At 76.8% G+C, this 13,797-nt stretch carries 9 protein-coding genes; 6 read left to right on the top strand and 3 right to left on the bottom strand.

Features of this window, described 5'->3' with window-relative positions:
- Positions 1 to 3: 3 nt before the first annotated feature.
- Positions 4 to 696 (bottom strand): DJ-1/PfpI family protein, encoded by a 693-nt coding sequence (locus ACI8AC_RS03580; protein ID WP_456895260.1) that lies wholly within the window; start codon positions 694 to 696, stop codon positions 4 to 6.
- Positions 693 to 2,462 carry a multicopper oxidase domain-containing protein gene (locus tag ACI8AC_RS03575; protein ID WP_456895258.1) on the bottom strand — a complete coding sequence of 590 codons (1,770 nt, stop codon included), beginning with the start codon at positions 2,460 to 2,462 and terminating at the stop codon, positions 693 to 695. Before ACI8AC_RS03575 ends, ACI8AC_RS03580 begins: the two co-directional genes overlap by 4 nt.
- A 175-nt stretch (positions 2,463 to 2,637) precedes the next feature.
- Here ACI8AC_RS03575 and ACI8AC_RS03570 point away from each other — a divergent pair, with 175 nt between their 5' ends.
- The 5 genes from ACI8AC_RS03570 (at position 2,638) to ACI8AC_RS03550 (ending at position 11,392) form a co-directional block, all read left to right on the top strand.
- Positions 2,638 to 5,886, top strand: coding sequence for an AfsR/SARP family transcriptional regulator (locus ACI8AC_RS03570; RefSeq protein WP_456895256.1), 3,249 nt, complete (start codon positions 2,638 to 2,640; stop codon positions 5,884 to 5,886).
- An 11-nt stretch (positions 5,887 to 5,897) separates the two neighbouring features.
- Positions 5,898 to 8,510: an ATP-binding protein gene (locus ACI8AC_RS03565; protein ID WP_456895254.1), complete on the top strand. Its 2,613-nt coding sequence runs from the start codon at positions 5,898 to 5,900 to the stop codon at positions 8,508 to 8,510.
- Between the two features lie 189 nt (positions 8,511 to 8,699).
- Positions 8,700 to 9,452, top strand: a complete 753-nt coding sequence (locus ACI8AC_RS03560) for an aspartate/glutamate racemase family protein (protein WP_456895252.1) — start codon at positions 8,700 to 8,702, stop codon at positions 9,450 to 9,452.
- Between the two features lie 12 nt (positions 9,453 to 9,464).
- The gene (locus ACI8AC_RS03555) at positions 9,465 to 10,499 is read left to right on the top strand and encodes a nitronate monooxygenase (RefSeq protein ID WP_456895250.1); all 1,035 of its coding nucleotides are present in this window, start codon (positions 9,465 to 9,467) and stop codon (positions 10,497 to 10,499) included.
- A gap of 98 nt (positions 10,500 to 10,597) precedes the next feature.
- The gene (locus ACI8AC_RS03550) at positions 10,598 to 11,392 is read left to right on the top strand and encodes a hypothetical protein (RefSeq protein WP_456895248.1); all 795 of its coding nucleotides are present in this window, start codon (positions 10,598 to 10,600) and stop codon (positions 11,390 to 11,392) included.
- Positions 11,393 to 11,444: 52 nt separating this feature from the next.
- On the opposite strand, the gene ACI8AC_RS03545 is transcribed toward ACI8AC_RS03550, so the two are convergent.
- Positions 11,445 to 11,975, bottom strand: coding sequence for a phosphate-starvation-inducible PsiE family protein (locus ACI8AC_RS03545; RefSeq protein ID WP_456895246.1), 531 nt, complete (start codon positions 11,973 to 11,975; stop codon positions 11,445 to 11,447).
- A 204-nt stretch (positions 11,976 to 12,179) separates the two neighbouring features.
- On the opposite strand from ACI8AC_RS03545, the gene glpK reads away from it, so the two are divergent.
- A complete protein-coding gene (gene glpK, locus ACI8AC_RS03540; RefSeq protein ID WP_456895244.1) occupies positions 12,180 to 13,697 on the top strand; it encodes a glycerol kinase GlpK in 1,518 nt (505 codons plus the stop codon).
- Positions 13,698 to 13,797 lie beyond the last annotated feature (100 nt).

Below are 13,797 nucleotides of genomic sequence, written 5' to 3'. Positions count from 1 at the left end.
CGCTCACCTCTGCTGTGCCGGGTGGTCGGTGCGGGTGCGCCGGCGCGGGGTGCGGAGCAGCCCGGCCAGGTCGGGATCACCGCGGTCCGGCCCGAGGGGCCCGAACGGCGGCTCCGGGTCGTACTCGATGAACAGCTGGGCGAGCTGGGCGGCCGAGCGGTTCCTCAGCCGGGCCAGCAGGGCCAGCATCGCGTCGATGCCCGCCGTGCCACCGGCGGCGGTGAGGAACCGGCCGTCCTCGACCCACCGCTCGGGCGCCCAGGTCGCGCCGCAGCTCTCCAACTGCTCGGCGTGGGCCCAGTGGGCGGCCGCGCGCCGACCCTGCAGGAGGCCGGCGGCGGCGAGGACCAGCGCGCCGCTGCCGATCGCGCCGACCAGCTGCGCGGTCGACGCCGCGGAGCGGACGTAGCCGACCAGCGCGTCGTCGGCCATCGCCGCGACGGTGCCCGACCCGCCGCCGGGCACGATCACCGCGAACGGCGCGGGCACGTCGGCGAACGTCGCGGCCGGGACCACGTGCAGCGCGGTGTCGGTGGGCAGCCGGTCGGCGCGCTCGCCGACGACGACGGTGCGGTACGCGGTGCCGGTCAGGTTGCGCAGCACGGTGAGCGGCCCGACCAGGTCCAGCGGCGTCACGCCGGGGTACACCGGGAAGGCCAGCAGCTGCTCCTGCCGGCGCCGGGCGCGGACGGTCATGCCGTCGCCCCGGCGGTCACGGTGAAGTCGAACATCATCCCGCTGTGCATGTGCTCGGGGATGTGGCAGTGGGCCATCCACGTGCCCTCGTGGGTGACGTCGAGCAGGAGGTCGACGGTCTGCCCGGTGGGGATGAGCACGGTGTCCTTCCACACCAGGTCGGGTTCGGTCGCCCCGTCGCGGGCCAGCACCAGGAACCGCCCGGCGCCGTGGACGTGGAACGGGTGGTGCATCGGGTGGTCGGAGTACCGCTCGTTGACCACCCGGATCTTCACCCGGTCGCCGACGGTGAAGCGCCAGCCGGCCGGGGGTGCGTTCCGGCCGGCGGTGCGGTCCAGCAGCCGCCAGTGCATGGTGGCCGAGGTCATCGCCCGGTTCATCTCGACCATGTGGTCGTCCCACTCGATCCCGTCACCGGCGTCGCCCTGCATGCCTCCCGTGCCGTGGTCCGTGCCGTGGTCCGTGCCGTGGTCCATGCCGTGGTCCGTGCCGTGGTCCGTGCCGTGGTCCATGTCCATCTCCGCGACGATCGCGAGGACCTTGTCCGGCGGGGCGGCCAGCCACCGGTCGAGCTGCCGGCGCTCGGCGGCCAGCTCCGGGGCGGACCGCAGCCGCTCGAACTCCCGCCGCAGCGGCGGCCGTGCGACCTCGTCGGTGACGGTGATCGCGGCCAGCCGGTGGACGTGGTCGGGGGTGCGGTGCTCCAGTGCGTACTCGCCGGGCCGGTCGACGAGCACGTCGACCACGGCCCGCTCGGACGGCGCGAGGACCACGTCGTCGACGAACCGCTCGTGCTCCACCCGACCGTTGTCGCCACCGACCAGCTTCATCCGCGCCCCGGGCAGGGCCACCCGGAACACCCGGCTGTTGGCGGTGTTGACCAGCCACAGCCGCAGCACCTCGCCGGTCCGCGCGGTCAGCGCCAGGTCGGTCTCGCCCGCGACGAGGAAGGTGTTCCCGTAGCGGCCCATCGCCGCGTGGTCGGTCTCGGTGCGGCTGAACGGGGCGATCGCGCCGTCCTCGAGCAGCACGTCGTCGAGGGTGAGCACGACGTCGCGGTGGGCAGGGGGCCAGTAGTCCGGCTCGGCCGGGTCGACCAGGATCGTGCCGTAGAGGCCCATCTCCTGGGCGTAGTCCTCGCGGACGTGCGGGTGGTACCAGAACAGCCCGGCGTCGACGAAGGGCAGGCGGTAGGTGAACTCGCCGCCGGGCGGGACGGGCGCCTGGGTCTGCTGCGGCACGCCGTCGTAGCGGTTGTCCAGCCGCAGGCCGTGCCAGTGCACCGTCGTCTCCAGGTCGGTGTCGTTGGTGACGTGCACGACGACCTGCGACCCCTGCCGCACGCGGAGCGCCGGTCCGGGGACCGAACCGTCGTAGGCCAGCATCCGCACCGTCGTCCCGGCCAGTTGCTTGGCGACCGGGGCGAGGCGCAGCCGCAGCTCGTCGCCGTCGGCGAGGTCGAGGGCCTGCGGGCGGGTCGCCCCGGGCAGGCCGGTGGTGTCGGTGGGGAAGAAGGTGGTCACGGGAGGTCCTCCTGTTCGTGTGGGGCCCAGGTGCGGGGAGCCGTCGACGGCCGGGGTGACCGCGTGGCCGGCGGCGGTGACGGCCGCGGTGACCGCAGCGGGATCGGCGGGCCCGGTCACCTGCACGGTCCGGGCGGCCAGGTCGGCCCGGAGGGTCCGCACGCCGGGGACGTCGCTGATCGAGGCGCTGACCGTCCGCACGTCCCGCCGTGCGGTCATCGTCGGCACGTGCACCGTGATCATGGCGTCTCCCCCGGGGCGGGTGGGCTGGTACCACGGTGGCGGGGCGCGCTGTCCGGACGCTGTCCACCCGCTGACCGCGCCCCCCTGCGACGGGGCACGAGTCCGTTGTGCGGGTCCTGCTCGCGGCCGACAATCGGCGCCTCGCCAGACGGACCTGTTCCGGGGAGGGCGCCGCATGGAGATCCGCGTCCTGGGGCCGGTCGAGGTGGTCGTCGACGGCCGGGCCCGCTCGGTGCCCGGGGCCGGGGAGCGGGAGCTGCTGGCGCTGCTGGCGCTGTCGGCCGGTCGGCTGGTCGCCGTCCCGGCCCTGGTCGACGCCCTCTGGGGCGAGGCGCTGCCCGCGAACCCGGGCAACGCGCTGCAGGTGCGGGTGTCCAAGCTGCGCCGGGTGCTGGCCGCCGCCGGGGCGCCGAGCGCGGTCGTCGTCACCCGCCCGCCCGGCTACCTGCTCGACGTCGCCCGCGACAGGGTCGACGCGCTGCGTCTCACCGACGAGGTGACCGCGGCCCGCACCACCGCCGGCACCGATCCGGCCGCGGCCGGCCGGCGGTACCGGGGAGCGCTGGCCGCCTGGCGCGGCCCGGCGCTGGCCGAGTTCGCCGGAGCCGCCTGGGCCCGGGGCGAGGCGGCCCGGCTGAGCGAGCTCCACCTGGCCGCCCGCGAGGAGCTGGTCGACCTGGAGCTCGCCGCCGGCCGGCACACCGAGGTCCTCGGCGAGCTCGAGGAGCTCACCGCCGCCCACCCGCTGCGCGAGCGGCTGCACGCCCGCCTCATGCTGGCGCTCTACCGAGCCGGCCGGCAGGCCGATGCGCTGGCCGTCTACCGGCGGGCCCGCGACGTCCTGGATGCCGAACTCGGCCTCGCGCCCGGCGCGGAGCTGCGCGAGCTGCAGGAAGCGATCCTCCAGCAGCGCCCCGACCTGCAGGCTCCCCCACGGGCACCGACCGTCCCCGGGATGTCTGCTCCGGCACCGTCGGCGTCACCACCGCCGACGCGCCGGTTGCCGCCACGCCTGACGTCGTTCCTCGGCCGGGAGGCGGACCTGGACCGTGTGGGCGAGCTGCTGCGGGCGGCGCGGCTGGTCACCGTCACCGGTCCCGGCGGGGTGGGCAAGACCAGCCTCGCCCTGGAGGCGGCCCGCACCGCCGCGGCACGGTTCCGCGACGGAGTCGGCTTCGCCCGGCTGGCCGGCGTCACCGACCCCGGTCAGGTGCCCTCGGCGGTGCTCGCCGCGCTGGAGCTGCCGGATGTGGCGACCGCGACCGCCGAGGACCGGTTGCTCGGCCACCTCGGCGACCGCGCGGTGCTGCTGGTGCTGGACAACTGCGAGCACCTCGCCGACGCGTGCGCCCTGCTGGCCGAGCGGCTGATGGAGTCCTGCCCCGGCGTGCGGATGCTGGCCACCGGCCGCGAGCCGCTGGCCGCCCGCGGCGAGGTCCAGTACGCGATCGACCCGCTGCCGGTCCCGCCGACGACCGCCGACCCGGCCGAGCTGACCGCCGGCGTGGCCGCCCAGCTCTTCCTCGACCGGGCACGCGGCGCACTGCCGGACTTCGCCGTCCGCGACGAGGTCGACGCCGCGGCCGTCGCCGACATCTGCCGGCACCTCGACGGCATGCCGCTGGCCCTGGAGCTGGCCGCCGCCCGGGTCGCGGCGCTACCCGTCAGGGAACTCGCCAGGCGGATGAGCGAGCGGTTCGCCCTGCTCACGACGGGTCCGCGCACCGCGGAGGCACGGCAGCGGACCCTGCGCGCCACCGTCGACTGGAGCCACCAGCTCCTCACCGACCCGGAACGGGTGCTCCTGCGACGGCTGTCGGTGTTCCGCGGGAGCTGGACCCTCGAGGCGATGCAGGCCGTCGCCGGCGGGCGACCGCTGGAACCGTCCGCGCTGGTGGACCTGCTCGGCCGGCTCGTCGACCGGTCCCTGGTCGTGGTCGACCGCGCCGTTCCTGCACGGGACGCCGGACCGCGCTACCACCTGCTGGAGACCATCCGCGAGTACGCCGCCGAGCGGCTGACCGAGTCCGGCGAGGCCGACCGGGTGGCCCGCGCGCACGTCGTTCACCTCACCCACCTGGCCGAGCGGGCCGAGGCCGAGCTGCGCGGCGACGGGCAGGCCCGGTGGCTGCCACGGCTGGCACTCGAGCGCGACGACGTCGACGCCGCGCTGACCTGGTGCACCGCGCACGCCGGGGAGGAGCCGGACGCCGGTCTGCGGCTGGTCGCCCCGCTGGGCTGGTACTGGTACTTCGCGAGCCGACCCGACGGCGGCCCGCGGGTCGCTGCGGTGCTCGATGCGGCCCCGACCGGCTCCCCGGCGGCGCGGGCGCGGGCGCTGCAGGCCCTGGCCGTCGCGGGCCGGCCCGGCGCCTGCATCGTGCACCCCAACGCCCGGTGCGCTGCCGCCGCCGCGCGGAGCCGGGCGCTGTTCGCCGAGCTCGGCGAGGAGTTCCGCACCGCGCTGTCGGGCACCCTGCTCGCCGTCGAGGCCATCGGCAGCGACGACCCGGCCGCGGCGTTCGCGCTGCTCGAGCAGGCGGACCGGCAGTTCGCCCGGGACGGCGACGCCTGGTGCGCGGCGCTGGCGGACTTCGTCCGGCTGGAGCTGCACGCCGGCTCCGGCGACCTGACCGCGGCCACCACCGTCGGGCACCGGGCGCTGCTGGCCTTCCGGGAGCTCGGCGACCGGTGGGGGGTGTCGGCCATCCAGTTCCACCTCGGCATGGCCCTCCACCGCGCCGGTCGGCTCGAGGAGGCGCTGGCCATGTACGAGGGTGCGCTGGCCGGCGTCCGCGACGTCGGCCCCGCGAACACCGTCCAGTACGCCCTGGCCGGTGCCGGGCACGTCACCCTGCTGCTCGGCGATCCCGACCGGGCCGCCGCGCTGTTGGCCGAGTCCCACGAGGTCGCCCACCGGCTCGGCGCGGACGGCAACCCCCGCGCCGCCGTCGGGGAGGGTCTGCTGGCCCGCGAGCGCGGCGACCTGGCGGCCGCGCGGGAGCGGTTCACGGCCGCGCAGCAGCTGCTGGCCGGGCTGGACGAGCCGGAGTGGACCGCCGCAGCCCTGGTCGGCCTGGGGCACGTCGCCGAGGCCGGCGGCGACCTCGACAGCGCCGCGCTCTCCCACGGCCGGGCGTGGCAGACCGCCCCGGGGCACGCCGCCGCGCTGGAGGGGCTGGCCTGCGTGGCCGCCGCCAGGGGGGATGACGCCGCCGCGGCGCGGTTCCTCGGCGCGGCGCAGGTCTGGCGGGAGCGGCGGCACCGGCCGGCCGACCGGCTGCAACGCGCCGACGCCGACCGGGCCGAGCGCTCCGCCCGCTGGAGGCTGGGCGACGCCGGGTTCGAGGAGGAGCGCCGCGCGGGCGCGGCCCGGCCGACCACGGTCCTCGACGAGGCGGACCTCGTCCCGGCGCGGCGCTGAGCGGGCCGGCGATGACCACGACCGGACCGCTGCACGAGGAGACCATCCGGACGCCGGACCAGCGGATCCGGGTCTTCGTCAGCTCCACCCTCGGTGAGCTCGCCGACGAGCGGCGCGCGGTGCGCGCCGCGATCGAACGGCTGCACCTGGCGCCGGTGATGTTCGAGCTCGGCGCCCGCCCGCACCCACCGCGCGAGCTGTACCGGGCCTACCTCCGGCAGTCCCACGTGTTCCTCGGCGTCTACCACCAGCGCTACGGCTGGGTGGCGCCCGGAGAGGCGATCTCGGGCCTGGAGGACGAGTTCCGGCTCAGCGAGGGCATGCCCCGGTTGCTCTACCTCAAGCGCCCGGCGCGGGCGGTCGAGCCGCGGCTGCAGGCCATGCTCGACGAGGTCGGCGAGCACGGCAGCGCCTCCTACCGGCACTTCACCGACCCCGCCGAGCTCGCCGCCCTCGTGGAGGACGACCTCGCCGCCCTGCTCAGCGAGCGGTTCATGGCACCGGCCGCACGCGCCGCCGAGCTCCCCGGCGAGCAGCGGCCCCGGCCCGCTGCGATGCCGGTGCCGCTGACGGCGACCGTGGGCCGGGAGGCCGACATCGCCGCTGTCGCCGACCTGCTCGGCGGCGACGTGCGGCTGGTGACGCTCACCGGACCGGGCGGGGTCGGCAAGACCCGGCTGGCCCTGGAGGTGGCCCGCGTGGTGGGCGGGCGCTTCCCCGACGGGGTCGCCTTCGTGCCGCTGGAGGACGTCCCCTCGCCCGACCTGGTGCTGCCGGCCCTCGCCGCCGCGCTCCGCGTGCCCGAGGCCGGCACCCGCCCGCTGCTGGACCGGCTGGTCGACGCGCTGACCGGCCGCCGGTCGCTGGTGGTGGCCGACAACATGGAGCACCTGCGTGCCGCCGGGCCGGACCTGGCCGCCCTGCTCGGCCGCTGCCCGCGGCTGGCGCTGCTGGTCACCAGCCGGCAGGCGCTGCGGCTGCGTGGCGAACGGGAGCACCCCGTGCCGCCCCTGCCCGTCCCCGACGGGGACGCGGAGGTCGACACCCCGGCGGCCGTACGGCTGTTCGTCGAGCGGGCGGCCGACGTCCGCCCAGGCTTCGCGCTCACCGAGGACAACCGCGCTGCGGTCGCCGGGATCGTGCGGCTGCTGGACGGGCTGCCGCTGGCCATCGAGCTGGCCGCGGCCCGGTCCCGGCTGTTCTCCCCCGCTGCACTGGCCGACCGGCTGACCGAGCGGCTGGACGTGCTGGGAGGCGGGGCCGACGACCTCCCGGCCCGTCAGCGAACGCTGCGGGCCACCCTGGACTGGAGCTGCCGGCTGCTCACCCCCGCCGAGCAGGCGCTGTTCGCACGGATGAGCGTGTTCGCCGGCACGGCGACCCTGGAGGCGGTCGAGGCCGTCTGCGGTGACGACACGGTCCGGGACGTCGTCGACGGGGTCTCCTCGTTGCTGGAGAAGAACCTGCTGGGCGCCGATGCGACCGACGACCCGCGGGTGGGCATGCTGCACGTCGTCCGCGCCTACGCTGTCGACCTGCTCGGCGAGCGCGGGGAGGCCGAGCGCCTGCGCGACCGGCACGCCCGCTGGTACGCCGACCTGATCGAGCCCGCCGACGTCCTCGACCACGACGACGCGCCCCGGCACTGGTCGCTGCTGCAGCGGGAGGCCGACAACCTGCTCGCCGCCGCCCGGTGGGCGGCGGCCCGCGGGAACGTCGGGGTCCTCGCCGCCCTCGCCCGGCGCCTGTGGCCGTGGCTGAGCTACACCGGCCGGGTCGGTGAGCTGCGGAACGCGGTGCCTGCCGCGAGCGACGCCGCCGAGGACGACCTCGAGGGGCGCGAGCGGGCGTTCCTGCACCACCTGGCCGCCTGCTACGCGCAGACGCAGACCGGCGACCACGCCGCCGCGCTGGCCTCCGCCGAGCGTGCCCTCCGCCTGGCCGGGGACACCTCGGACCGGGAAACAGCGCTGCTGGCCTCCGCGGTGCGACTGCTGCGCGGCGCCCTGCGCCTGTACCTCGGCCGGACCTCCGGGGTCGCCGACGACCTCGACGCGGCCCTGGCCACGGCCCGCCGGGAGGGCAACGCCTGGCTGCTGGGCCACGCGACCCTGCACCGCGGCGTCTGGCGATCGCTGACCGGCGACACCCCGGGGGCACGGGCCGACCTCGACGAGGCCGCCGCGGTCGCCACCGCGATGGGCCACGACGTCCTCCTCGCCCAGGCGGTCGGGCACCTGGCCGCCCTCGACCTGCTCGCCGGTGACCTCGCTGCGTCCCTGGGCCGCCTGCACGAGCAGATCGAGCACCTGCGGCGGGCCGGGAACCTGGAAGGCCTGGCCACCGCCCTCGACACGACCGCCGCGCTGGCGGCGCAGCAGGCCCGGTGGGCGGTAGCGGCCCGGGCCGCGACCGCCGCCGCGGCACTGCGCCGGCGCATCGGGTTGCCCGCCCGGCCGCTGACCCGGGACCTCCACGACGCCGCCGTGGCCGCCACCCTGCACCGCCTCGGCGACCGGGAACCGGCGATCCGGGCGGCGGCGACCGCCGCCGACCCGTGGGCGGTCGTCGACGAGGCGCTGACCGAACTCGGCGAGGACCCGGACGTCCGCCGCGATGGCTGACCGGGGTCTCGAAGCTGACGGACTGACGGCGAACCGGGTGAACCGGTGGTCCGCCGTGGCCGGGCCCCGGTACGGCCGGCCCCCGGTGGCGGCGCGGCGCGGCGCCGTCCGCGACGATCGACCCGGCCGCCCGGGGTCCCGTGGGGACGTCGGAGCCGCGACCCCCACCCGGATGCCGGAGGAGCCCTCGTGACCACCACCGCCCGCGACACCGCCCCCGGCCCGCCGGCAGCCCGGCAGCGGGTGATCGGGATGCTCGGCGGGATGAGCTGGGAGTCGACCGCCGAGTACTACCGGCTCGCCAACGAGCTCGTGCGCGACCGGCTCGGCGGTCTGCACTCCGCCCGGCTGGTCCTCAGCTCGGTGGACTTCGCCGAGGTCGAGCAGCTCCAGGTCGCCGGGGACTGGGACCGCGCCGGGCGGCTGCTGGCCGGGGAGGCGACCCGGCTGGAGGCGGCGGGCGCCGAGCTGCTGGTGCTGTGCACCAACACCATGCACCGGGTGGCCGACCAGGTGCAGGCGGCCGTGGGCATCCCGCTGCTGCACCTGGCCGACGCCACCGCTGCCGCCGTGCACGCCGCCTCGCTGTCCACGGTGGGGCTGCTCGGCACGGCCTTCACCATGGAGCAGGCGTTCTACCGCGACCGGCTCACCCGGCACGGCCTGCGGGTCCTGGTGCCCGGTGCCGACGACCGGGCCGCGGTGCACCGGGTCGTCTACGAGGAGCTCTGCCTCGGGATCGTTCGGGAGGAGTCCCGCCGGGTGTACCGGCAGGTCATCGACCGGCTCGTCGCGGCCGGGGCCGAGGGCGTGGTCCTCGGCTGCACCGAGATCGAGCTGCTGGTCGGCGCCGGGGACAGCCCCGTCCCGGTCTTCCCCACCACCCGGCTGCACGTCGAGGCCGCGGTCGCCGCCGCGCTCGACGGCGTGCCGGTGGGCTGAGCGGCGGCCCCGGTGGCACCCACCCGACCCGACCTGCTGGGCAGCGCGCTGCCCCTCGTCGCCGCCCCCATGGCGGGCGGCCCGACCACCCCCGGCCTGGCCGCAGCGGTCGCCGCGGCCGGCGCGTTCCCGTTCCTGGCCGGCGGCTACCAGACCCCCGAGGCCCTGGCCGCCGACATCGCGGCGGTGCGCGGGACGGGCGCGGCGTTCGGCGTGAACCTGTTCGTCCCCACGCCCTGCCCGGTCGACGCGGAGGAGTACCGCCGGTACGCCCGGGAGCTGCAGCCCGAGGCCGACCGCCACGGCCTGGACCTGTCCGCGGTCCCGCCGACGGAGGACGACGACCGGTGGCGGGGCAAGCTGGACCTGCTGCTCGCCGACCCGGTGCCGGTCGTGTCGGTGACCTTCGGGCTGCCCCGGCCGGCGGAGCTCGCGGCCCTGCGCCGGGCCGGGAGCCGGGTCCTGGTGACGGTGACGACCGTCGGCGAGGCCCGGGCGGCCGCCGAGGCCGGCGCCGACGGCCTGGTCGTGCAGGGCAGCGACGCCGGCGGCCACAGCGGCACCCACGACCCCCTGCGGCCCATCACGCCGGCTCCGACCGGGGAGCTCACCCGCGCCGTCCTCGCGGCGACCGCGCTGCCGGTCGTGGCCACCGGCGGCGTCGACGGCCCGCGGGCCGCCGCGGCGCTGCTGGCCGCGGGGGCGTCGGCCGTCGCCGTCGGCACGCTGCTGCTGCGCACCGACGAGAGCGGTGCCTCCCGGACCCACAAGGACGCCCTCGCCGACCCGGCCTTCCCCGGCACCGTGGTCACCCGCGCCTTCACCGGCCGCCCTGCCCGCGCGCTGCGCAACCGGTTCACCGACCGCCACGACGCCTCCGCCCCGGCCGGCTACCCGGCGGTGCACCACCTGACCCGGGGCCTGCGCCGGGCCGCCGCCGCGGCCGGGGACCCCCACGGCCTGCACCTGTGGGCGGGCACCGGCCACCGCAGCGCCCCCACCGGGCCGGCGCGCGCCGTCGTCGAGTGGCTGGCCGCCGGCCTCTGAGCGCCGGGGACCGGAGGCGTCCGGGCGGTCGGCCGCGCGTCCGGTGGGTACGGAGCGGGGGCCGACCGCAGGGCCCGAGCAGCGGAGGAGGGCACCCGATGCCAGTGACGACGTCTCCTGACGGGGACGGCATGACCGGGTTCGTCGCCTACCCGATGGTCGAGGAGGGCGAGGCCACCGGGGTGGTCGCCGGCGTCTACGCGCGACTGCTGGAGTCGATGCCCTTCGTCCCCAGTCTGTTCAAGTCGCTGGCCCTGTGCCCGGGCTACCTGGTGCTCGCCGCGGAGCAGGCCACCGCGGTGCTGCCCGACCCGTCCTTCGCGGAGGCCGCAGGGGACCTGGTCTCCTCCGCGCGCGACGCGGCCAGGCCCCCGGTGGACGCCGAGGTCCGGGAGGCGCTGTCCGGCTTCACGGGCCCGCTCGGCCGCATGCTGCTCCTGGCCGCCGGTCTCCGGCTGGCGCTGGACGGGGACCTCGACGTCCCGCCGGCGCCCGGGCGCGCTCCCCGGGCGCGACCGGTCGAGCCACGGGACCCCGCGCCGTCGCCGGCCGATGCGCCGGCGGCGGCGCTGTACGGGGACATCCGCGCCGCCCTCGACACCCCGGTGGTCAACAGCGTCTGGCGCTCCCTGGCCGGGCGCGGGCTGCTCGAGGCCGCCTGGGACGTCCTCGGGCCGCAGGCCGGGGCCACCCGGCCGGCCGCCGACCGGCTCCAGGAACGAGCGCTCGCCCGCGCGCGGCAGGTGCCCTGGCAGGTGGCGGCCGGCCCCGCCGCCCTGACCGCGTCCGGCCTCGACGACGCCCGCCCCGGCATCGCCGCCGTCCTCGACGCCTACGTCACCACCCTGCCGCGCGTCCTGGTGCTCGTCGCCTCGAGCAGCGACGCCGCATGACACCCTCTCCCGGTCCGCGACGGTCCTCGGCGCCGTCGACCGCCGGCCCGGGTCACGACCTGCCGACCGGCTCCCGCTCGGCCCCCTCGCCCTCGTCGGGCTCGCGCTCCTTGCGGCGCAGCAGCCAGGCGGCCACGGCGAGCAGCAGCACCAGCACCCCGAGGACGCCGATCTCGGTCAGCCGGTCGTCGAACTGGGACCCGCGGCCGACGGCGTCCGCGGCCTCCACGGACAGCACCACGATCTCCTTGATCGAGGCGATCACCCCGATGACGAGGAACGGCTCGGCGACCAGCTCGCGCCTCTCGACCGTCGTCCGGACGGCGAACAGCAGCTCGACCACGATGAACACCAGCAGCAGCACGTCGAGCAGCTCGATGACCGGCGTGGTCGTGAACCCGGTGACCACGTCCCAGGTCGTGCGCCCGGCGAGGGCGAGCAGCAGCAGCCCGGTGACCACCAGCAGCAGCGCGATGCCGGCGTAGACCACGTTCTCCGCGACCTCGAGGGCGCGGGTGCCCACCCTCCCGAAGCCGGGGGGTGCCACGCGCTGCTCGGGGTCGGCGCGCCGTCGCTGGGTCACCCGGGCATGGTCCGCCCACCCGGCGGTGCGGACCTCCCGGCGGCAGCCCATCCCACCCGAAGGGGGCGGACGCCGGCGCGCCGGAGCGGACGGCGCCGGCACCGCGGGTGGTGACGCGGACCCACCCCGGCTTCACTGACCCCGACGCCCGTCCCCGCCGTCCGGGACCCACCGCGGCGCCGGCCACCGAGAGGAGAGGACCCGATGCCCGACTTCATCGGCGCAGTTGACCAGGGCACCACCAGCACCCGCTTCATGGTCTTCGACCACGACGGGCGCGAGGTGGCCCGCCACCAGCTCGAGCACCAGCAGCTCCTGCCGCGGTCGGGATGGGTGGAGCACGACCCGATCGAGGTCGCCGAGCGCACGGAGTCGGTCATCCGCACGGTGATGACCCGGATGGGGATCACCGCGGCGGACCTCGGCGCGGTCGGCATCGCCAACCAGCGCGAGACGACCGTCGTGTGGGACCGGCGCACCGGCCGCCCGCTCTACAACGCGATCGTCTGGCAGGACACCCGCACCGACCGGATCGCCAGCCGGCTGGAGCGCGAGGGCAAGGGCGAGGTCATCCGGCACCGCGCCGGGTTGCCCCCGGCCACCTACTTCGCCGGCGGGAAGGTCCAGTGGATCCTGGAGAACGTCGACGGGGTCCGGGCGCTGGCGGAGCGGGGCGACGCGCTGTTCGGCACCATCGAGACCTGGCTGCTGTGGAACCTCACCGGCGGGACCGACGGCGGCATCCACGTCACCGACGTGACCAACGCCAGCCGCACCATGCTGATGGACCTCGAGACCCTCGAGTGGGATGACGAGCTGCTGTCCTTCTTCGGCGTCCCACGGGCGATGCTGCCGACGATCCGCCCGTCGTCGGACCCGGGCGGCTACGGGACCACCCGTGCCGCCGGGCCCCTGGGCGGCGAGGTGCTGCTCTGCGCGGCGCTCGGCGACCAGCAGGCGGCGACCGTGGGCCAGGTCTGCTTCGACGTGGGCGAGGCCAAGAACACCTACGGCACCGGCAACTTCCTGCTCCTCAACACCGGCGGCGAGCTGGTGCGCTCCGAGGCCGGGCTGGTCAGCACGGTCTGCTACCGGTTCGGGGACCAGCCGGTCACCTACGCCCTCGAGGGCTCGATCGCGGTCACCGGCTCGGCGGTGCAGTGGCTGCGCGACCAGCTCGGCATCATCAGCGGGGCCGCGCAGAGCGAGTCGCTGGCCCGCCAGGTGCCCGACAACGGCGGCGTCTACTTCGTGCCCGCGTTCTCCGGGCTGTTCGCGCCGCACTGGCGCTCCGACGCCCGCGGCGCCATCGTGGGCCTGTCCCGGTTTAACAACAACGCCCACATCGCCCGGGCCACCCTCGAGGCGATCTGCTACCAGAGCCAGGACGTCGCTGAGGCGATGGAGGCCGACTCCGGGGTGCACCTGGACGTGCTGAAGGTCGACGGCGGGGTGACCGCCAACGAGCTGTGCATGCAGCTGCAGGCCGACATCCTCGGCGTCCCGGTCAGCCGCCCCGTGGTCGCCGAGACCACCGCGCTCGGCGCGGCGTACGCCGCCGGCCTGGCCTGCGGCTTCTGGTCGGGGACCGACGAGCTGCGGGCCAACTGGGCCGAGGACCGGCGCTGGGAGCCGCAGTGGGACGACGCCCGGCGCGCCGCCGGCCACGCCGGCTGGCGCAAGGCCGTGCAGCGCAGCCTGGACTGGGTCGAGGTGGATTGACCGGAGGGCACCGCGACCGGGCACGCGGGGACGATGGACCCGAGCACGCCGGGACCGAGCCCGCCGGTCGTGCGGCCGAGGGACGTGGAGACGAGGGACC

The organism is Geodermatophilus sp. SYSU D00758, assembly GCF_054049955.1.
The sequence above is the reverse complement of the archived record's forward strand: the minus strand, read 5'-3'. Positions and strand labels throughout refer to the sequence as shown.

Coding starts and splice junctions, on each gene's coding strand:
- ACI8AC_RS03580 (WP_456895260.1), bottom strand. CDS start 696: ATGACCGTCCGCGCCCGGCGCCGGCAGGAGCAGCTGCTGGCCTTCCCG.
- ACI8AC_RS03575 (WP_456895258.1), bottom strand. CDS start 2,462: ATGATCACGGTGCACGTGCCGACGATGACCGCACGGCGGGACGTGCGG.
- ACI8AC_RS03570 (WP_456895256.1), top strand. CDS start 2,638: ATGGAGATCCGCGTCCTGGGGCCGGTCGAGGTGGTCGTCGACGGCCGG.
- ACI8AC_RS03565 (WP_456895254.1), top strand. CDS start 5,898: ATGACCACGACCGGACCGCTGCACGAGGAGACCATCCGGACGCCGGAC.
- ACI8AC_RS03550 (WP_456895248.1), top strand. CDS start 10,598: ATGCCAGTGACGACGTCTCCTGACGGGGACGGCATGACCGGGTTCGTC.
- glpK (WP_456895244.1), top strand. CDS start 12,180: ATGCCCGACTTCATCGGCGCAGTTGACCAGGGCACCACCAGCACCCGC.